Source organism: Bradyrhizobium sp. Leo78 (genome assembly GCF_059512425.1).
Genome location: NZ_JCAMOT010000019.1, coordinates 85,275 through 105,136, shown reverse-complemented (window position 1 = coordinate 105,136; position 19,862 = coordinate 85,275). Strand labels below are relative to the sequence as shown.

Genomic DNA, 19,862 nt, shown 5'->3' with positions numbered 1-19,862 from the left:
CCAAGGCCGCGAAGGTGACCGATGCAGCCTGGAAGGTCGGACAATAGGCAGCGTCAGACCAGCTTCTTGCGCTTCGTCGTGGCCAAATCGGCCAGGCTCATCTGATCCAATACATCCGACATGGCATCGCGAACCCGTGTCATTGTGATGCGTACGACGCATTTGCGAGGATCTTCGCAGTCCTCGCATGGCTGGTAGGCCGTACGGCTTGCGCAGGCGATGGGCGCTAGCGGACCATCGAGCTCTCGGATCGCCTGCCCGATATTGATAGCGTGCGGCGGCCGAGCCAGCATATAACCGCCGCCCGGTCCCTTCTTCGTATGCACGAGGCCGGCTTTGCGGAGATCGCCCAGGATCGTGTCCAGGAATTTCTTGGAGATGTTGTTGGTCTGCGCAATGTCGATGGACTGAATCGTTTCGCCGGGTTTCAGGGCCGCCAGATGGACGAGTGCCTTGAGGCCATATTTTCCCTTGGCTGTTAGCATCTGATGTCTTCGAATTAGAATAGGTAATAGATATACTATAGGATATATCGCCGCCATTTGGCGGTTATCTTGGAATAATTCACACGTTGATGCGGCCATTGAAAGATAAGGCTTCTGAATTGGCCGCGCCCCGACTTCAACTCCCGCTCAAAGCGTTCGCAAGAACGCGGCGAGGGCGGCTTTCTCTTCGTCGGAAAGACCGAGCGGCCGGATGTGAGACGACAGTTGCGCCGCGAACGGATAAAGCGGATATTCCGCTTCGCTGCGGTTTCGCGCCCATACCTCACCGCCACCGCGATCGTAGAGGTTGATCGCGCCTTCAAGTGTCGGAAAAAGCCCGTTGTGCATATAGGGCGCAGTCTCTCCGACATGACGCAGGCTCGGTGTGCGGAAACGCCCGACGTCGTCAGGGAGATGGGTGACCTGGTAACGGCCGAGATCCTGCGCCTTCTCGCCGAAGAACGAGATCTTCAGATTGTGGAAGCGATCGTCCGTCAATAGCGGGCCGAAGTGGCAGTTGGCGCATCGCGCCTTGGTCCGGAACAGGTGCAGGCCCCACAATTCCTGTTCGGTCAGCGTGTTCCGGTCGCCGTCTGCGAAGCGATCGAAGCGCGTCTCGGTCTCGAGATGGGTTTGAAAGGCAACGAGCGCATCCGCGAGTGCGTCTGCCGAAATCGGTCCCGCGCCGTAAACCTCCGCGAAGCGGGCTGCATAGTCGGGATCGGCGCGCAGGCGCGCCAGCACGGAATCCAGATCCGGATTGCTCATCTCCTCAGATATCGTGAGCGGCAACAGCGACTGGGCCGCCAGAGACGATTCCTCGACCATCCCAGGCCAGATACGGCCGCAAGGCGACGTTCTGGAGCGATGGAGGATTACGCCGCCCGCGGGCAAGCGCATGCCCCGGCGCCGTTGCGGTCCCGCTGCTCCAGCCGTGCTGCGCATTGTGGCATGTCGAACAGGCGAGATCGTTGCCGGCAGAGAGCGTCGCGTCGTGGAAGAGACGCGCGCCAAGCGCGATATGACGTTGCTCTTGGGTGGATGGGGACGACGGCAGGTTCAGCTTGCCGAGCTCAACAAAGGCAACGTCAGCGTCGAGCCACGGTGCAGGCCATTCGGTTGCAGAGCGTGCGTAGGACTGCCGCAGCGTCGACAGATGCTCATCCCCTGGTGTCGCCGACGTTGCATGCGCGAAGATCATGCCGAGCATCGTCAGAGCGGTTACGCCAATCGCACCACAAAGGCTTGCCGCTTTACTTGAAGGAATCGCGCGGCTCAATGGCAATCAGGACCTGCCTGGTCCCTGTAGACCTCGAAGGAGGCGAGCTCCGCCCACCGTTCTCGCCGTCGCCGCCATTGCTCAGAGCTGCCTATCGCAGCCAGCGCGCGCCCGATCGTCACGGCGAGATCGGTTCGACGCTTTGCCACGGCAATCACGAGTGAAGTCGGATCGACGGGAGGCAAGGTCGCCGAGAATTTCTGCCAGGATCGCTTCGTGAACAAGGGATCAAGCACCGCGCGGTCGTGAAAGGTGGCTGCGCATTCGCCGGTCCTCACAAGCATCAAGGCTTCCGCCGGTGCCCGCAAGGTCCGTATCTCGGCGCCGAGCGATTGGGCGAGTTTCTGCCCGCGATCATTGGCGAGGGTGACGCAAACCACGCGGCCTCTGAAGTCGCTCCACTGCCGCAACGGCCGGTCCGAGCGCATGACCGGGCTCAGGCCGGACTCGTATCCCGTCGGCAATATCTCCGCCGCCTTGCGCAGCGGATCATCATCGGCGACGCGCGCCAGCACCGCGTCCACTCGATTTTCATTCAACGCCGCGAGCCGGTCCGCGGGCGGCACGAGCACGAGCTTCACGTCGGCACCAAGCCGTTCCCCGATCTCGTTCGCGAGATCGGTTTCGAATCCCTCCTCGATGTAGAGGCGCATGTCAGGTGCCTTGGCCGGCGGCACATAGGCGATGCCAAGCCTCAACTGATGCGCGTTATCGGTTTTATCACGAGGCCTCTCGGCAGATGCGAAATCAGACGAGGCAAAGCCCAGCTCGCCTCGTACGGTCACGATCGCTCCGCCGATCAGGACAGGCAGCAGCAAGCCGGACACAACGGCAGCGAGGATTTGCCAGATCGGCAAGCGTGCGTTGTTGGCGTTCATCGCGTGATCTTCTGCGCTGATTTCATGAAGCGAGCTGGCACGTGTGCTGCGAATAATCGTCCTTGAACTGAGATGATTACAGAATAAAGTTGTCTATAGAACATATAGACTTATCGCGATGATGAAGTATCGTGAAAACGTTCATTTGTCATCACTGAACGGGGAATTCACATGCGAACCACGCGCGCGGCAAGCAGCAGGCGCCCATTCGGTTATCTAGCAGTGGCGGGCGCGCTCCTCGCCGTCGCACACATCGCTCCAGTACGCGCCGCCGAGCCGCTGCCGGAAATCAATCTGCAGCTCACGCCCTGGACGGTGATCGCGCGCGAGAAAGGCTTCTTCAAGGAGGAGTTCGACAAGATCGGCACCAGGAAGATCAACCTCATCGCCTCTGGCGCCGCTGAATTGATCGGTGCAGAATCCGCCGCGGTCAAGGGCGGCGCGATCGCGATCGCGCAGCGCATGATCTATCCGGCCACGGTCCACCGTGCGAACGGTCTCGATGGCGAGATCATCTGGGTTTCGGAGGCGTCCAATCGTTATCGCGCGCCCATTCTCGCCCGCGCCGACAACGACAACATCAAGTCCGTCGCCGACCTTGACGGAAAGAAGTTCGGCTCGAGCCGCATAAGCTGCTATTGGTCGTCGCCGTTCGAGATCACGCAGAAGGCGGGGCTGCCGTTCGACTCGCGCGAGAAGCAGGGCCGGATACGCTACACCTCGATCGACAACACCGCCGTTGCGATCAGCGCGGTGCTCTCGGGCGCCGCCGACGCCACGACCTTCCATCTTGCGGCGGGCGCCGCCGCCACCGGCGCATGGCTGTCGGGTAAGCTCAAGGTGGTCGGCCGGTCGCCGGACGACGGCATCTATGTGAACAATGCGGGCCGCGTGACCTATTTCGCTCGCCGCGACTTCGTGGACAAATATCCAGACCTTGTGAAGGCGTTCCTTGCCGCGCGCGAGCGTACGCGCGAGTGGGCCGCCGATCACGTCGACGAAGCGGCCGAGATCGTCGCCAAGGAGACGCGCGTTCCGATCGAGGTCGCGAAGTTCCAGATCACCCACGCCGGCGAATGGGAGTTCATGGCGGGCGAGCCGAATGCCGACCGTGCGCGCGATGCGATCAAGAAGTTCCAGGCCTGGTACATTGCCAACGGCGATGACATCCTCTCCGAGCGCAAGCTGACCGACGCGCAGATCGATGCTTTCGTCGATGGGCGCTTCTTCGCAGGCGGCACCCACTCGATCTACAACTGACGCGCGGACGTAACCGACGCGTACGCCTCGGCACGCGGCGAGTGCCGGGGCGTCGTAATGATCTGTGAAAGAATGTTGTCAGCATGACCGATAGCGTAGAGGCGATCGACGGCTCCGGAATCCGAACCGGCGGCTCGGCAGTCGCGGCGCGGCAAGGGCGCGCGTACAAGGGACCTGCGCTGATCGGCATTGTGCTGCCCGCGATCATCCTGACCCTATGGCAAACGGCGTCCACCCGCGGTTGGATCGATCCGGTGTTCCTGCCGGAGCCGATCACCGTCGCCACGGCGTTCTGGAAGATGCTGACCAAGCAGAACCTGGCGCTGGATTTTCTCGCCAGCGTCAAGATCGTCGGACAGGCGTTCATCTACGGCTCGCTCGTCGGCGTCGCGCTGGGGATCGCGGCGGGATTGTCGCGCAAGGTCGAGCAGTTCTTCGGCCCGACCTTCGATACGATCCGGCACATTCCCGGCATTGCCTGGCTGCCGCTGATCGTTCTCTGGCTCGGCATCGGCGCGCCCGCGAAAGTGCTCGTCATCGCCAAATCCGTGTTCTTCCCGGTATTCCTCAACACGCTCCAGGGCATTCGCAACGTCGACAAAACTTACGTCGAACTGGCGGAAGTCCTCACGCTGACGCGCAGGCAGCTCGTGCGCAAGGTGATCCTGCCGGCCGCCACGCCCTCAATCATGGTCGCGCTGCGCTATTCGGCTGGGCTCGCTTGGGCGCTTGTGGTCGTTGCGGAAGGATTGAGCGGACTGGAGGGGCTGGGCTTCCTGATCTTCCGCGCGCAGGGCCTGCTGCTCACGGATCAGCTTGTCGTCTGCATGGTCATCATCGGTCTCGTCGGCTTCGCAATCGACCGCAGCATGTATCTGTTGCAACGTCGCGTGCTCCGCTGGAAGCAGGGCTACGAAGGTTGAAGCACGCGACGGCGGCCGCATCACATCAACAGGAGTATGCCATGGCCGCATCCGGCCAGCTCGAGGTGAGGAACGTATCCAAGACCTATGCTGTCGCCGGCCGCCCGCCGGTGCACGTCCTGTCCCATGTGAATCTCGATGTGAAGCCGGGCGCGTTCGTTTCGCTGGTCGGGCCGAGCGGATGCGGAAAGTCGACGCTGCTGCGGCTGATCATCGGTCTCGACCGCGACTATCGCGGCGATATCCTTATCGACGGCCGGCAGGTCACCGGTGCCGCGCTCTCGCGGGGCATCGTGTTCCAGGATCACCGTTTGCTGCCGTGGCTGACGCTCGAGGACAATATCGGTCTGAGCCTGGAGAATTCGGGCAGGAGCGCCGCGGACAAGGCTGCCACGATCGCCGAGCATATCGCCCTTGTCGGCTTGAAAGGTTTCGAGAAGGCCTATCCGCATCAGCTGTCCGGCGGCATGGCGCAGCGTGCGGCGATCGCCCGTGGCCTGGTGAACCGCCCGGAGATCCTGCTACTCGACGAACCGCTCGGCGCGCTGGACGCTCTGACCCGGGTCCATCTCCAGGCCGAATTGCAGCGCATCTGGCGCGTCGAACAGATCACCATGATTCTGGTGACGCATGACGTGGATGAAGCGATCTACCTCAGCGACAGGGTCGTGGTAATGGCCGGCGGTCCCGGCCGGATCGTCGACGACATCAAGATCGACCTTCCACGCGACCGCGACCGTGCGGACCTTGAGTTCGCCAGCTACAAGCGACGAATCCTGTCCGCCATGGGCGAATATGGCGGCAAGCCGCAGGCGGCCTGATGGCCGACGTGCCTGTCCTGCGAGGTCCAATCATGCTGAGGTCGCAGACGACGGCACGGCTCCACGGTCTCAGCTTGCTTCGCAACGTGATCGTTGCGATCGGGCTCGCCGCGAGCGGGGCGGCCATAGCCATGGACACCGCCCCGTCAAGCGATCTTCCTGATTTGTCGGCGGTGCGGGTCGAGATCTATTCCGGCGAATACGAGAAAGCGGCCGCCAAGCTGCTGACGCTTGCAGAAACCATCCATCATGCCGACGTGTACAATCTGCTCGGCTTCTCGCTGCGCAAGCTCAGGCGCTACGACGAGGCGGCGCGGTGGTACAAGGAGGCCATCTTCTACGATCCGACCCACCGGCCGGCGCTGGAATACCAGGGCGAGCTGTTCATCGATATCGGCGATGTCGCGCGCGCAGAGAAGAACCTCGAGCTGCTGCGGCTATTGTGTCACCCCGGCGGATGCGAGGAATACGACAAGCTGAAAGATGCTCTCGCTCGCGCCGGACATAAGTCCAAATCCTAGATTCTTGCGCTCACACTGCCTGGATGGAGATCTATAGATGAAACGCTGGTTGCTCTCTGTTGTCGTTGGGGTCGCGCTCCTCGCCACGCCCGCCTGGGCGGAGCAGAAGATCAAGGTCGGCATTGCGGCCGGCGACGGCGATATCGTCTGGGCGAAGGTCAGGGAGATCGCCGCCAAGGACGGACTCGACCTCACTGTGGTGGTGTTCAACGACTATCTCTTGCCAAACGCCGCGCTCGACGCAGGCGATCTGGATGCAAACGCGTTCCAGCACAGGCCCTTCCTCGAGAACCAGATCAAGACGAGAGGCTACAAGATCACGCCGGTCGGCGAGACGATCGTCGCCCCCATCGGCCTCTATTCCAGGAAGGTGAAGTCCATCGGCGAGATCAAGGACGGCGCGTCGATCGGCATCCCGAACGATCCCTCCAATGGAGGGCGTGCGCTCCTGCTGCTGCAGGCCGAGAAGCTGATCAAGCTCAAGGACGGTGTCGGGATATCGCCGACTGTGCTCGACGTGACTGACAACCCCAAGAAGCTGCAGCTTCGCGAGATCGATGCGGCGCAGCTTCCACGCAGTCTCGATGACCTCGACGCCGCCGTGATCAACACCAACTACGCGGTCCCGGCCGGGCTGCTTCCGGGCAAGGATTCCATCGCCGCCGAATCCGCCGTCAGCAATCCCTATAACAATTTCATCGCCGTGCGCGAGCGGGACAAGGATGCCCCTTGGGTGTCGAAGCTGGTGCGCGCCTATCAGAACGATACGATCCGGCAGCTCATCAAGGACACATTGCCAGGCCAGATTCCGGCCTTCTAGGGGTTAGCATGACGATAGTCCACGAGCCGGGCGAGATTGTTGGATCGCCGATCTTTCCGAGTCCGACGCAATTTCCGGACAGTCCGCTATCGAAGTCGCTGAGCCAGCCTTTGCTGCTCGGCTTGTTCTTGCCGATCCAGGCGGGCGGCTGGAGTGCCTCGACCTTGCCGCGAACGACGACGTGGACGTTCGACTACAACCGGGATCTGACGCTCACTGCCGAAGCTTTTGGCTTCGATCTGGTCTTTGCGCTGTCGCAATGGTTGCCGAAAGGCGGTTATGGCGGGGTATTCACCGGCGAGGCGCTCGATTCGTTCATGACGACAGCGTCGCTGGCGGCACTCACGTCAAAGATCATGCTGATCTCGACCATCCATGTGCTTTACGGTCCGATCCATCCGCTGCATCTCGCCAAATACGGCGCAACGCTGGATCACATCTCGGGCGGACGCTGGGGCATCAACGTCGTGACCGGGCATCGCGCGATCGAGCACGAGGCCTTCGGATGGAACCAGATCGAGCATGATCGCCGTTACGAACTGGCGGCGGAGTTCATCGAGGTGCTGCAGCGGCTGTGGAGCGATGACGAGAATTTTTCCTTCTCGGGCAAATCGCCGTGGCGGCTGAACAAAGCGTTCGTGACGCCGAAGCCGCGGTTCGGACGGCCCATCCTCGTCAATGCCACTGGATCGGACGCCGGCATCGCGTTTGCCGGCCGTTATTCCGACATCGTGTTCATCACGAGCCCCGCCGGCTCGTCCTTTGAGAGCGCGATCGAGGCGCTTCCAGCGCATGCGCAACGTGTCAAGCGGGCCGCGATCGAGGTCGGACGCGAGGTGCGGACGCTGCTCAATCCGATGGTGATCTGCCGCGAGACCGAGCGGGAGACGTGGCAGTACCATGACGCCATCGTCGATCACATCGACCCCGTCGCTGGCTTCCAGAATTTCGCCAGCGATGCGCACGCCTGGAAGGGAAGGATAGGTCGTGACGCGCCAAAACGGCCTGCGATCGGTGGCAATATCGAGGTGATCGGCACGCCGGAGCAGGTGGTCGATCAGTTCATCCAGCTCGAGAAGGCCGGCATCGACGGGCTTCAGCTCAGCTTCTTCGATTTCAAGCCTGATCTCGAGTTCTTCGGTCGCCGCGTGCTGCCGCTGATGGAGCAGGCTGGACTGCGGCTTCCGGTGACCCGTACGAACTGAGCTGAGATCCGGCCGCCGCGCCGTTTGGCCGGACGGCGCGCTACGCGGCGGTTCGCTCGCGGCGAGCCGGTCATTTCAAATAATCCGGCAGCGTGAATCCGTCATAGAAGCGGTCGCTTCGGATCGCGGCCTTGAAGGTTTCCGACTTATAGCCGGCGACGATGTCCTGTGCCCATGCGCTCTCCGCGTTGCTGCGCTTCACCGCAACGACGTTGATATAAGGGGTCGTCATCTTTTCCAGCGCGAAGGCGTTCGTCAGCTTCAACCCGCTATAGATCGCGAAATTGCCCTGGATGGCGGCGAAGTCGACGTCGTCAAGCGCGCGCGGCGCCTGCGCGGCCTCCAGCGGCACGATCTTGATGCCGCCCGGATTCTTGATGACGTCGAGCTCGGTGACGTCGACCGGCTTGCTGTCGCGGATTTCCACGAGGCCGAGGTCGCGCAGGATCCACAGCGCGCGCTGCAGGTTGACGGGATCATTGGGGACGGCCACGGTGGAGCCGGGCTTGATGGGCGTGCCGAGCGCATGCTTCTTCGAATAGAGACCCATCGGCGGCGTCGGCACGTGGACAATGCCGACAAGGTCGGTGTTCTGGCGCTCATTGTAGGAATTCAGGAAGATCGTGTGCTGCATGACGTTGGCATCGATCTCGCTCTTGAACACGGCGTTGTTGGCCTCGAGCCCGGTCGAGAATTCGAAATATTTGATGCGGTAGCCCTTCTTCTCGAGTTCCGGCTGAACGCCGGCCTTGAACTCGTCGATATAGGGGCCGGGCACGAAGCCGAGCTTGAGCTCAGCCTTGGCGGGTTCGGCACGGGACGGGACGCCTGCCAGCGCGCCGATGATGAGAAAGGCCGAAAGTAGAAGGAAACGAGGCGTATTCATTGCGGTCTCGGAGAGGTTGTGATGCTTGGCGTGCACGAAAATGCCCGCGGAAGACGCGGGGCATGATCCGGAAAGATCAGGCGGTCATGCGAATCGCGGCGAGCCAGGTGATCGGCTCCAGTCGGAAGCGCTGCGCATAGCGGACATTGTCGCCAAGCGCGGGACCGTCGGCGAAGAAGATCGCATCGAATTTGTGCGCCTCGGCGCGCTGCGCCAGCTCCTGGTAGTAGGTGATATCGAGGATCCGGTCCGTCGCGGAGCCCTTGTAGCGCCACGCGGCCTCGTGATGGCCGCCGGGATAGATGAAGAGATTGAGGGTTAGCTGCCGTCGATCGCTCATGTCTTAGGACCCGCGCATGTTTGAAGGCTGATGACGCCGTCGGGCTGCGACATTTCCGGGCATCCGTCGTCACTGCGTTTCCTGCTCGCACTCAAGCTGCAGTGCGAAAGAGTCTACGTCTGCGATCGCGAGAATGTCGATGAAATGAATTTACATAGTTGCGTCGGAAGCCAGCATGAACATTTTGGGTTATTCGTCGATAGGAGACGAGACCGCATGCTGCGATAGGAATGACGACGCATCGGGCATCCTGTGCGACGTCAGTACGAGAGTTTTCGGCTTAAAGAGCTTCGATTTCGACTGGCCATGCATGCAGTCGGTGCCCGCAAGACGATCGTCATCGCAAATATTCCAGCACCCGCATCGACGGAAACGCGATCATTGTCTGTCGTCGAAAACAAAGCTGGTTTCATTTCATTGACTGACGGTCGATCGCTCTTACGATTTACGCCCAATCGCGAGGTCGAAACATGCCGCCGATCTCTACGCATCAGCACTCTGGCGATCGCCGCAGATTGTTGCGGCCGAATAGGGGACACAACCATGGCTCAAACTGATGGCATCGATAACGTCATCCCGCGCGCTGATATCGTCGAGCGTGCGGCCCGCCTCGGTGCGGAGATCAGGAACATCAATCTGGCGGGCGATCTGCCTGACGAGACGATCGCCGCGATCAACAAGGTGCTGCTTGAGCACAAGGTGATCTTCTTCCGCAATCAAGATCATCTCGACGATGCCGAGCAGGAACGCTTTGCGGTGCGGCTTGGCAGACTGGTGCCGCATCCAACCATCGGCCCGGCCAAGGGCACGTCGTCGATCCTCGAACTGGACTCGGGAAGGGGCGGAGGCCGCGCCGACCAATGGCACACTGACGTCACCTTTGTCGACGCCTATCCGAAGATCTCGGTACTCCGTGGCGTGGTGATCCCGCCCTATGGCGGCGACACGATCTGGTCGAACACCGCGGCGGCCTATCTCGATTTGCCGCCGCCGCTCCGGCGGCTCGCCGACGAACTCTGGGCGGTCCACAGCAACGCCTATGATTATGCGGTGAAGTCGCGCGCCACCGACGCTGACAGGAAACACTTCGACGAAGTGTTCACGGGTACGGTCTACGAGACCGAACATCCGGTGGTTCGCGTCCATCCTGAAACCGGCGAGCGGACGCTGGTGCTCGGCAACTTCGTGCAGCGGTTCGTCGGCTTGCCGAAATATGACGGCCAGAAACTCTTCGACCTGTTCCAGTCGCATATCACCGCGCCGGAAAACACCGTGCGCTGGAGCTGGAAGGCAGGCGACGTCGCGATCTGGGACAATCGCGCGACGCAGCATTATGCCGTCAATGACTACGGCGACCAGCATCGCGTCGTCCGCCGCGCCACGGTCGATGGCGAGGTGCCGGTCAGCATCGACGGTCGCCACAGCGTGACACGCATCAAGGCGACCAAGCCGCAGGCAGCCAAGGCCGCGTAGCGGGGAGTTCGGCAGATGAGCATGACGCATCGATCGGCTGGCTTCTGGTCCGGGAGCAGTGCTGCAACGAAAATCCGGTATATTCTGTGGGCATTCGCGCTGATGCTTGGCTTCCTCGGCCAGGCGTTGGCCGAGCCATTGGAAAAGACCGAGATCCGCTATCAGGGCTGGGCTGGCCAGGTGACGTTCCCCGAACTGGCCGAGGATCTCGGTTACCTCGCGCCGCTCAAGCTCAAATGGGTCGGCAACACCATCAGCGGGCCGCAGGACATTCAGACCGTCGTCACCGGTGACATCGACATCGGCGGCGCCTTCTATGGGGCGATCATCAAGCTGACTGCGGCGAGAGCGCCGATCAAGGCGGTGGTGGGCTATTACGGCTCCGACGCCGATACGTATTACGGCTACTATGTGAAGGAGGACAGTCCGATCAAGGGGGCGCGCGACCTGATCGGAAAGAAGGTCGCAGTCAATACGCTCGGCGCCCACCTTGAATTCGTGCTCCGCGAATATCTGGCGCGGAACGGGCTGAGCGCGAGCGAGGCGAAGCAGGTGACGCTGGTGGCGGTCCCACCGGTCACCGGCGAGCAGGCGCTGCGGCAGGACCAGGTCGAGGTGGCCGCGCTCAACGGCGTGCTGCGCGACAAGGCGCTGGAACGCGGCGGCCTGCGAAAACTGTTCGCCGACACCGACCTGTTCGGCAACTTCACCGGTGGCGCTTATGTGCTGCGCGACAAGTTCATCAAGGAGAATCCGAATACAGCGCGCAAACTGGTCGAGGGCATCTCTCGCGCCATCGAATGGGCACGCGAAACCCCGCCGGAGGAAGTGCGGGCTCGCTTCAACAAGATCGTTGCGGAGCGCAAGCGAAACGAAGACGCCTCGTCGATCAAATACTGGAAGAGCACCGGCGTCGCATCAAAGGGCGGGCTGATCACCGACCAGCAATTGCAGGTGTGGATCGATTGGCTGGTGAAGGATGGTCTGCTGAAGCCCGACCAGATCAAGGCCTCCGACACCTACATCAACCAGTTCAACTATTATCGTTCGGGCAAGGCAGCGGAAGCCAGATGAGCACCGCAAAGATCCGCTTCGAACAGGTTCGCAAGGAGTTCCTCGTCCGCGGCGAAAGCGGTGGACCGGCGCGGCGGTTCATCGCGCTGGAGGATGTCACGCTCGACGTCCGGCCGGGCGAATTCCTGGCCCTGGTCGGCCCGAGCGGCTGCGGGAAGTCGACCTTGCTCGATCTCCTGGGTGGGCTGACCGCACCGACCAGCGGCCAGATTCTGCTCGATGGACGACCGATCTCGGGCCCGGCGCGCGACCGCGGCATCGTCTTCCAGCAATACGCGCTGTTTCCCTGGCGGACGGCGGCGCAGAATGTCGAGTTCGGGCTCGACATTGCGGGGTTGAAAGCGAAGGAGCGCCGTTCGATCGCGCTGCACTATCTCGATCTGGTCGGGCTCGCGGGTTTTGCTGACCGGTACCCGCACGAGCTGTCCGGCGGCATGAAGCAGCGCGTGGCGATCGCGCGCAGCCTTGCCTACGATCCGGAAGTGTTGCTGATGGATGAGCCGTTCGCGGCGCTCGACGCGCAGACGCGCGAGACGCTGCAGGGCGAGCTCCTGCGCATCTGGCGGACCACCGGCAAGACCATCGTCTTCATCACGCACGGGATCGACGAGGCGGTCGTGCTCGGCCAGCGTGTCGCGGTGATGACGTCGCGGCCCGGCCGCATCAAGCATGTCGTCGACATTCCCGAACTGTTGCGAAGCGAGGTGGATGACGTGCGGTCGCTGCCCGAATTCGGGCGGGTCCGGCACGAGGTCTGGAGCTTGCTGCGCGAGGAAGTGTTGAAGGCCCAGCAAGGACAGCTTGCCGGTGCTCATGTCGCGTCGCGCGCTGATCGTTCTGTGGAGGATGTTGCGCATGTCTAGCCTTGAGATGCTGACGCTGCTCGAACTCGCGCACGGACGGCCGGCGTCGCTTGGCAAGATAGAAGAGGAACCGTCGGCGGTGGCGCGTGCGCTGCATCGTTTCCTGCGTTGGCTGGTCGCGTTCGGCCGCAGGTCGCTGCTGCTGCTGGTTCTGCTTGCGGCATGGGAGGCGGCGCCCCGGTTCGGGCTGATCGATCGCGCATTCCTGCCGCCGTTTTCGGAAGTCATCGCGGCCGGCTGGCAGCTTGCGCAGAGCGGGGAGCTTTACGATGACGTGGCCGCCAGCCTGTTGCGTGCATTGAGCGGTTTCCTGATCTCGGTCGTGCTGATTGTTCCGCTGGGCCTCGCCGTCGGCTGGTATGCCCGGCTTGGCGATCTGCTCAATCAAACCATCGAGATCTGCCGCAATACGGCGCCGCTCGCGCTATTACCGGTGTTCATCCTGCTGCTCGGGATCGGTGAGGTCTCGAAGGTCACGATGGTGATCTATAGCTGCGCCTGGCCGCTGCTCCTCAACACCATTGCGGCGGTGAAACAGGTCGATCCGCTCCTGATCAAGTCTGCGCGCACCATGGGCGCGACACCGCAGCAGTTGTTCCGCAAGGTGATTCTGCCGGCAGCGCTTCCGACGATCTTCGTCGGTATCCGCCTGGCGAGCGCGGCCGCGATGCTGGTGTTGGTCGCTTCCGAAATGGTCGGTGCGAAGGCCGGCCTCGGCTATCTCATCATCTACAGCCAATACAGCTTCCTGATCCCGCAGATGTATTTCGGGATTTTGGGCATCACCGTGATCGGCCTGACGTTCAATGCGATCCTCGAAGCGCTCGAGCGGCGCTTCATGCGGTGGAAGACGACGGTGACGGCCTGACGTGCGGTGGCTCAGGCCGGATCCTCGTCCCCAAGGATCGCGCGCAGCCGCGCAATCAACTCCCGGTTCGCCGGATCGTCGCGGCGACGAGGCCGGGCAACGTCGATGGGAATGGAGGCGGCGAGGCGCCCCGGCTTGCCCGTGATCGCGATCACCTCATCGGCAAGATAGACTGCTTCCGTGATCGAATGGGTCACGAAGATGACGGTCTTGTGGGTGGCGGCATGGATGCGCGCCAATTCGTCCTGCAGCGCTTCCCGGGTGAGGGCATCGACGGCGGCGAAGGGCTCGTCCATCAGCAGGATGTCGGGATCGACGGCGAGCGCGCGCGCCAGCGCCACCCGCTGACGCTGTCCGCCGGACATCTCGTGCGGATAGCGCTTCTCGAAACCGGACAAGCCGACCAGCGCGAGCGCGGCGCGCGCCATCTTGTGGCGCTCGTGCGTGCCGACTTTGCCGTGCTCGAGGCCGAAACCGACATTGGATAGCACGGTACGCCAAGGCAGCATGCGCGCGTCCTGGAACACCAGCGCGACCGGGAGCCTGTATTCTTCCGCGCGCGCATTGACGCGGACCTCTCCGGCATTCGGCTGGAGCAGCCCGGCGATCACGCGCAAGAGCGTCGACTTGCCCACGCCGGAGGGACCGAGCACGGCGACAAAACGGCCGGGCGCGACGTCGAGGTCGAGGTCGCGCAGCACTTCCGTCCGCTCGCCATCGCGTACGAACGACAGGCCGACGCTGCGCAGCGAAATTATCGCTTCCATCGCAGCACCCGTGATTGCAGCGCGACGAAAGAGGTGTCGATCAGCCCGTACAGCGCGGCCATCGTCGCCATGTAGATCACCACGACGTCGCTCGCGAGCAGGTTGGAGGCCTGCATCATGCGTTGGCCGAGACCGGGCACGCCGAAGATCTCGGAGGCGACGACGGCCATCCAGGCCTGCCCGAGCGCGGTCCGCAGGCCGACCAGGATCCCGGGCGCGGCGGCAGGCAAGATCACCTTGACCAGCTTCTGATCCGCGCGACGGAATCCGAACGCATCGGCCAGCTCGATCAGGTCGCGCTCCACCGAGTGGACCGAGCCAAGGGCCGCGAAATAGCAGATCCAGAACACGCCGGTTGAGATGATGAAGATGGCGGCGGCCGGATCGATGCCAAACCACAGGATCGCGAACGGCACCCATGCGAGTCCCGGGATCGGCCGCAAGATGCGCACGATCCAGGCGAGGAACGATTCCAGCGTTGCCGACATGCCGGTCGCAACGCCGAGCGCGATACCGAGCAGGCTGCCGATCGCAAGCCCCGCGAGATAATTGCGCAGGCTCGTCGTCAACGCCGCGGACCAGATGCCGCTCGAGAGCTCGCGCCAGAAAGCCCGCGGCAACGCGCTCGGCGGCGGCAGCACCGATGCCGGCACGATTTGGAAGGCGGGCATTGCCTCCCACAATGCGAGGAAGGCGACAAAGCCCAACGCGCCCAGCGTCAACGATCGTGTGCGTGTCACCGGCCGCGTCCGTTCCGTGAATTGCAGGCGTCGCTAGTTGGCCGTGGCGCGGTTATAGACATCGAAGGCGAACAAGCCTTCGAGGGGTTCCGCCTTCTGCAGCGCGCCGATCTTCACCTGATACTCCTGCAGCTGCCGAGTCGATTCCTCGATGCGTCGCGGATCGGAGGTGAACTGGGTCTGCGGCGACTTCAGCGACTCCAACAGGATGTCATCGGGCACAAGGCCCTTGCCGAAAGCGGCGCCGACATGCTTCACGGCCTGCTCCGGATGCTCTTTCAGCAGTGCGGTGGCGCGGATGATCGAACGCACGAGGCCGTCGACTGCCTTGGGATTCTTGTCCGCAAAGGAGCCCATGACCGCGACCACGACGCCCGGGAAATTCGGAAACATGTCCTTGCCGGTCGCGATCAGCTTGATCGCCGGATTCTGCTTGCGGATGATGGAAAGCGCGGGCTCTCGTACCGAGCCACCCTCGACCGCCCCGGTCGCGATCGCGCGCTGGGTCGCGTCGATGCCCATCTCGACGATCTGGACATCTGCCTTGTCGGCCTTCACGACTTCCCACAGCCAGTGCTGCAAGGCGGTGTTCGGGCCCGAGCCGATCGGCTGGGTCGCGAGCTTGACCGGGCGGCCGTTCTTTTCACGAAACGCCTTGAACGCAGCCGCCGGATCCTTGCCTTCGATCTGCGGAGAGAACGCGGCGCTGGTCGCAAATCCCATTTCCTCGACCACCGTCGCGGCGACGATGCGCACGTCGATGCCTTTCGCACGGGCGACCAGGAGCGGCGCAAGTCCAGCGACGTAGACGTCGAGGGTGCCGGACTGCAGTGCCTGGATCATGTTCGGGCCCGACTCGAACGTGCTCGTGGTCAGCGTCAGTCCCGCCTGCTTGATCCAGCCTTCGCCGTCCGCGACGAAGACCTGTGCCGCGCCCATCACCGGGATGAAGCCGAGGCGCAACGGCTGCTGCGCCCGCGCCGAAACCGGCTGGCCCAACGCGATCCCGACCGCCACAAGGGCAGCAAACATGCTTGTCACGAGGCGCATCGTCATCCTTCCGAGAGATCAAGGGGAAATGTGGCCGCAACGTCTCTTTTCGAGGACGTTTGGTCCATTGCGTTATTCGGGCTTTATCAGCTAGAATCTTCTAAATTTATCCATCAAAGTAGAAAGTAATTCTGCAGCTCTGTCGAAGTACGGACGACAGTACCCCTCACATATCTAACGGCTTCGGCAGCCTAGCTAGCTCGGGTCGACACCTGTACCGACTTTGTTCCGGGCCGTGGCCTGCGTCACCACGCTGTTTGCAGGCACGTCGCGCGTCAGCCAGACATTGCCGCCGATGGTGGAGCCGCGGCCGATGGTGATTCGGCCGAGGATGGTCGCGCCCGCGTAAATGACGACGTCATCCTCCACGATCGGATGGCGCGCATCGCCCTTGATCAGGTTGCCTTCGTCGTCAGTCGGGAAATGCCGCGCGCCGAGCGTGACGGCCTGGTAGATGCGCACATTGTCGCCGATCACGGCGGTCTCTCCGATCACGACCCCGGTGCCGTGATCGATGAAGAAGCCCGAGCCGATGCTGGCGCCCGGATGGATATCGATGCCGGTCCGGGCGTGGGCGATCTCGGCTATCAGCCGCGCGACGAGCCGCGCGCCCTGGCGATGCAGGATATGGGCGAGGCGGTGGTGGATGATCGCGGTCATGCCGGGATAGCCGATCAGGATTTCCGGAAAGTTGCGCGCGGCCGGGTCGCCGACGAACGCCGCTCGCAGGTCGTTGATCAACACGCCGCGCACCGAAGGCAGTTGGGAAGCCAGGCTGCGCGTCAGCTCGATCGCATCCTCTCGGCGAAAACCCGGCAACAACTCGTCACCGACGAACAGCGCGCCGCGATGGATCTGCTCGCACAGCGAATCCAGGGCAACGCTCAGCGTGTTGCCGACGAAATAGTCGATGTTCTCGCCGTCGAGATCGAACCGCCCATAGTGCCTTGGAAACAGCGCCTCCGTCAGTCCGTCGAGAACGGCCTCCAGCGCCTCGCGAGACGGCGCTCGTCGCGCTTCGCCGTCGCGGCGGATGCTGTGGGTCTCCTCGCGCGAGACGCGCAATTCGGCGACGATCCGGTCGAGTTGCCAGCGCGCGGTCGACGGCGCACTGTCGCCCGCTGCAGCGAATTGCGATTGCGGTGGAGTTTCGCGCTTCATGCTGTCTCGACCCCCGTTGCCCTCAGCGGACGTGCGCCAAGGGGATACTTACCTCCGCAAGACGGTCCAGGTCCGTGTCGTGGTCGATCTGGATGTATTGACGGTTCCAGTAGATCAGGCCGGACAGCCGATGCGACAGCTCCATGCTGAGCAGGCGGCCGACGATAATCCCGTGCGAATAACGCTCGATGATCTCCTCGGCCTGGCACTCGACGGTCGCCAGCGCTTTGCCCAGCAGCGGCACGCCGGAGGAGCCGGTGAACCATGTCGTGCCGTCGAAGCGCTGGCTGCCCTTCAGCCGGCGATTGCTGAAGCGGGCGGCCAGCACCTGCTGGTCCGAACCCAGGATGTTGACGCCAAACAACCGGTGGCGCTCGATCAAGGCGAAGGAAGATGCCTGCCTGTTGATGCTCACCAGCAATCGCGGCGGGGCGGCGCTGAGCGAGGTCAGCGAGGTGACCGTCATTCCGGTGATGTCGTCGTCGCGTCCGGCGGTGATGATGCTGACTCCGCCGGCGAGGCGGCGCATGACGGAGCGAAACTGGCGCTCGATCTCGTCGGTTTCATCGACGAGATGGATATCCGCTTTGGCCATCGGTTGCTCCTCTCGTCGAACCTCGCGGAATTATGCTCCCGCTGGAAGCAGCCTTTCGCGGGCAGCGGCGTGCCTCTGATGAGTGCAAGCCTTCCACGCGTGGAAAAATGTCCCACGAATTTGGCCGGACAGAAATAGAGCGGTTTTCCAATTGTCCGCTGTCCGGGAGTTTTCTGATTTCTTTGCGCGTGCAAGACCGCAAAGAATATCTTTCAGCGCCTCCGCTTGATCTCTCCTCGCGCCTTGAAAGCAGCCTTGCCCGCGCCGCGACGTGAACTGTCATCGGTGGGAACAGTGGCGCTTCGGACACGCAACGGAAGCGCGTACAAGCCCGCGGAGCTCGCAAGAGCGGTTCAAGACGAGGTCCTTCCCTATGAGCTGAACTATTTCCGTGAGGCCGAGCGTCTCAGTGCCTCGCTGGAGCGGCTCGATGCGCTCTGGATCAATGTATCGCAAGCGGGTGCCGCGGCACAGGAAGACGTGCTCCGTGCGCGGGAAAGCGCAGCGATGCTGGCGACGGCGGCGCGCTGGATGTATCGCAGCGCGGAAAGCCGCGGCATGCACCGCGCGACGATTTTCCGGATCGGGACGAGCGTGAGCGCCATTACATCACGGCCGGCGGTCTCGACGAGGTCTGGAGCTCGGTGCGTCCGCGTGCCGATCGTACCTATGCGGAGGCCGCCGAATGATCGAGGTCATCGACGCCGAGCGCTGCACGGCCTGCGACATTTGCGTCAACGTTGCCACCGGCGATCGTCATCCCGCTTCACGAGAAGAGCTTGCGGAACCGGCCGGCGGGACGGGACACTCAACACGATCCCGTCGCATTGCAGGTGGACAATTGGGAGCCGGCAGCCTGAGGACAATTGATCACGTGCGCCAATGAATGCGGATCTCTTGAGCTGTATGGTGGTGGAACATGAAGGACATACTCGTTTTCCTGTCTCCGTCGCGCAGAGATGACCTCTCGCGCGGAGCGCATTATGCGATCGCCCTGGCTCGCATGTATGGCGCGCATCTATCTGCATTGATTGCTGATGTGGAGACCGATCTCCGCGACTTGCCGCCTGAACCGGACATTCGGCAGGTCGGGAGTCCTGCCGCCAGGCCAGCAACGTCAAGTGAACGGGTGGCACGAACGGCGGAGCTCGTTCAGTCCGCTGCGACGGCTGCAAACGTATCATGTGACATTCTGCAGGCCGAAAACCAGTCCGTCTCGCTTCGCGAACGAATGATCCATTGCACCCAGGTGCACGACGTCCTGGTGATCGATGTGCGCGGATCACTTGATGCGCCGCGCAAAGAACTGGTCGAGGCCGCCCTGTTTGCGAGCGGTCGTCCAATTGTCTTCGTGCCACCAAACACCCCTGTGCTCGCAAAAGACCGGATTGTCGTTGCATGGGACGGAACACGCTCGGCAGTTCGTGCAGTGCACGACGCCTTGCCCCTTCTCGCTCAGGCGCGTGAGGTGCTCGTCGTATCGGTCATGGACGACAAGCTGTTTCCGACACCTCATTCCGGACACGCACTCTGCCGCTATCTGGCGCGGTGGCAGGTTGATGCCAAATTCAGCACGATCCGTCGTGAGACTCTGAACGTCGGCGCGACCCTTCTGGCCTATGCGCAGCAAGCAGGCGCGGATCTGCTGGTGATGGGCGCGTTCGCACATGGATTCGAGCGCGAGCTGATGCTCGGCAGCGCAACGCGAGATATCTTCAACGCGAGGATCGAAATTCCCGTACTCTTATCGCACTAGAAGGAAACGCATCGATCCACTCTGCGAAAATCCAAGTCTGCGAAATCCACGTCTTTCATCTCGAAAGGTTGCGTCTGAAGCTTCATCGCCTTGTTGC

20 protein-coding genes and 2 pseudogenes are annotated in these 19,862 nt (G+C 62.5%); 12 read left to right on the top strand and 10 right to left on the bottom strand.

Annotated elements, in window-relative coordinates; genetic code table 11:
- Positions 1–53: 53 nt before the first annotated feature.
- The 3 genes and pseudogenes from AC5ZG1_RS23465 to AC5ZG1_RS23455 form a co-directional block, all read right to left on the bottom strand.
- Positions 54–485: an RrF2 family transcriptional regulator gene (locus AC5ZG1_RS23465; RefSeq protein ID WP_496134223.1), complete on the bottom strand. Its 432-nt coding sequence runs from the start codon at positions 483–485 to the stop codon at positions 54–56.
- Positions 486–632: 147 nt separating this feature from the next.
- Positions 633–1,686 (bottom strand): annotated as a pseudogene (locus tag AC5ZG1_RS23460) (cytochrome-c peroxidase).
- A gap of 74 nt (positions 1,687–1,760) precedes the next feature.
- A complete protein-coding gene (locus AC5ZG1_RS23455) occupies positions 1,761–2,642 on the bottom strand; it encodes a transporter substrate-binding domain-containing protein (RefSeq protein ID WP_496134199.1) in 882 nt (293 codons plus the stop codon).
- A gap of 171 nt (positions 2,643–2,813) precedes the next feature.
- Between AC5ZG1_RS23455 and AC5ZG1_RS23450 the strand changes: the two genes are divergently transcribed.
- The 6 genes from AC5ZG1_RS23450 to AC5ZG1_RS23425 all read left to right on the top strand — a co-directional run bounded on the left by AC5ZG1_RS23450 (position 2,814) and on the right by AC5ZG1_RS23425 (position 8,192).
- Positions 2,814–3,902 (top strand): ABC transporter substrate-binding protein, encoded by a 1,089-nt coding sequence (locus AC5ZG1_RS23450; RefSeq protein ID WP_496134198.1) that lies wholly within the window; start codon positions 2,814–2,816, stop codon positions 3,900–3,902.
- 83 nt (positions 3,903–3,985) lie between these two features.
- Positions 3,986–4,825, top strand: coding sequence for an ABC transporter permease (locus tag AC5ZG1_RS23445; RefSeq protein ID WP_496134197.1), 840 nt, complete (start codon positions 3,986–3,988; stop codon positions 4,823–4,825).
- A gap of 41 nt (positions 4,826–4,866) precedes the next feature.
- Positions 4,867–5,646, top strand: a complete 780-nt coding sequence (locus AC5ZG1_RS23440; protein ID WP_456643587.1) for an ABC transporter ATP-binding protein — start codon at positions 4,867–4,869, stop codon at positions 5,644–5,646.
- 32 nt (positions 5,647–5,678) lie between these two features.
- Positions 5,679–6,167 (top strand): tetratricopeptide repeat protein, encoded by a 489-nt coding sequence (locus AC5ZG1_RS23435; protein WP_456643586.1) that lies wholly within the window; start codon positions 5,679–5,681, stop codon positions 6,165–6,167.
- A gap of 37 nt (positions 6,168–6,204) precedes the next feature.
- Positions 6,205–6,987, top strand: a complete 783-nt coding sequence (locus AC5ZG1_RS23430) for a MetQ/NlpA family ABC transporter substrate-binding protein (RefSeq protein ID WP_456643585.1) — start codon at positions 6,205–6,207, stop codon at positions 6,985–6,987.
- Between the two features lie 8 nt (positions 6,988–6,995).
- A complete protein-coding gene (locus AC5ZG1_RS23425; protein ID WP_496134196.1) occupies positions 6,996–8,192 on the top strand; it encodes an LLM class flavin-dependent oxidoreductase in 1,197 nt (398 codons plus the stop codon).
- A 70-nt stretch (positions 8,193–8,262) separates the two neighbouring features.
- Here the strand turns inward: AC5ZG1_RS23425 and AC5ZG1_RS23420 are convergent, their stop codons facing one another.
- Both AC5ZG1_RS23420 and AC5ZG1_RS23415 read right to left on the bottom strand, forming a co-directional pair.
- Positions 8,263–9,078 (bottom strand): MetQ/NlpA family ABC transporter substrate-binding protein, encoded by an 816-nt coding sequence (locus tag AC5ZG1_RS23420; RefSeq protein ID WP_456643583.1) that lies wholly within the window; start codon positions 9,076–9,078, stop codon positions 8,263–8,265.
- Between the two features lie 91 nt (positions 9,079–9,169).
- Positions 9,170–9,418: pseudogene (locus AC5ZG1_RS23415) on the bottom strand (LLM class flavin-dependent oxidoreductase); the annotation flags it as partial.
- Between the two features lie 543 nt (positions 9,419–9,961).
- Here AC5ZG1_RS23415 and AC5ZG1_RS23410 point away from each other — a divergent pair.
- Genes AC5ZG1_RS23410 through AC5ZG1_RS23395 form a run of 4 tightly spaced genes read left to right on the top strand, consistent with a single transcriptional unit; the run spans position 9,962 to position 13,696 of the window.
- Positions 9,962–10,891, top strand: coding sequence for a TauD/TfdA dioxygenase family protein (locus AC5ZG1_RS23410; RefSeq protein ID WP_456643582.1), 930 nt, complete (start codon positions 9,962–9,964; stop codon positions 10,889–10,891).
- A gap of 15 nt (positions 10,892–10,906) precedes the next feature.
- A complete protein-coding gene (locus AC5ZG1_RS23405) occupies positions 10,907–11,965 on the top strand; it encodes an ABC transporter substrate-binding protein (protein WP_456643581.1) in 1,059 nt (352 codons plus the stop codon).
- A complete protein-coding gene (locus tag AC5ZG1_RS23400) occupies positions 11,962–12,828 on the top strand; it encodes an ABC transporter ATP-binding protein (RefSeq protein WP_496134195.1) in 867 nt (288 codons plus the stop codon). Before AC5ZG1_RS23405 ends, AC5ZG1_RS23400 begins: the two co-directional genes overlap by 4 nt.
- Positions 12,821–13,696 carry an ABC transporter permease gene (locus tag AC5ZG1_RS23395; RefSeq protein ID WP_496134194.1) on the top strand — a complete coding sequence of 292 codons (876 nt, stop codon included), beginning with the start codon at positions 12,821–12,823 and terminating at the stop codon, positions 13,694–13,696. Before AC5ZG1_RS23400 ends, AC5ZG1_RS23395 begins: the two co-directional genes overlap by 8 nt.
- Before the next feature lie 11 nt (positions 13,697–13,707).
- Here AC5ZG1_RS23395 and AC5ZG1_RS23390 read toward each other — a convergent pair whose 3' ends face one another.
- From AC5ZG1_RS23390 to AC5ZG1_RS23370, 5 genes are all read right to left on the bottom strand, one after another.
- On the bottom strand, positions 13,708–14,463 hold the full coding sequence (locus tag AC5ZG1_RS23390; RefSeq protein WP_496134193.1) for an ABC transporter ATP-binding protein: 756 nt from the start codon (positions 14,461–14,463) through the stop codon (positions 13,708–13,710).
- Complete coding sequence (locus tag AC5ZG1_RS23385; protein ID WP_496134192.1) at positions 14,451–15,203, bottom strand: ABC transporter permease; 753 nt, start codon at positions 15,201–15,203, stop codon at positions 14,451–14,453. Before AC5ZG1_RS23385 ends, AC5ZG1_RS23390 begins: the two co-directional genes overlap by 13 nt.
- Positions 15,204–15,236: 33 nt before the next feature.
- Positions 15,237–16,235: an ABC transporter substrate-binding protein gene (locus tag AC5ZG1_RS23380; protein WP_245287654.1), complete on the bottom strand. Its 999-nt coding sequence runs from the start codon at positions 16,233–16,235 to the stop codon at positions 15,237–15,239.
- 213 nt (positions 16,236–16,448) lie between these two features.
- Positions 16,449–17,414: a serine O-acetyltransferase EpsC gene (epsC, locus tag AC5ZG1_RS23375; protein ID WP_028168774.1), complete on the bottom strand. Its 966-nt coding sequence runs from the start codon at positions 17,412–17,414 to the stop codon at positions 16,449–16,451.
- Positions 17,415–17,436: 22 nt separating this feature from the next.
- Positions 17,437–18,009, bottom strand: a complete 573-nt coding sequence (locus AC5ZG1_RS23370; protein ID WP_028168773.1) for a flavin reductase family protein — start codon at positions 18,007–18,009, stop codon at positions 17,437–17,439.
- A gap of 685 nt (positions 18,010–18,694) precedes the next feature.
- Here AC5ZG1_RS23370 and AC5ZG1_RS23365 point away from each other — a divergent pair.
- Together AC5ZG1_RS23365 and AC5ZG1_RS23360 are read left to right on the top strand one after the other, a co-directional pair.
- Positions 18,695–18,895 (top strand): hypothetical protein, encoded by a 201-nt coding sequence (locus AC5ZG1_RS23365; RefSeq protein WP_496134191.1) that lies wholly within the window; start codon positions 18,695–18,697, stop codon positions 18,893–18,895.
- A 33-nt stretch (positions 18,896–18,928) separates the two neighbouring features.
- The gene (locus AC5ZG1_RS23360) at positions 18,929–19,765 is read left to right on the top strand and encodes a universal stress protein (protein WP_496134190.1); all 837 of its coding nucleotides are present in this window, start codon (positions 18,929–18,931) and stop codon (positions 19,763–19,765) included.
- Positions 19,766–19,862 lie beyond the last annotated feature (97 nt).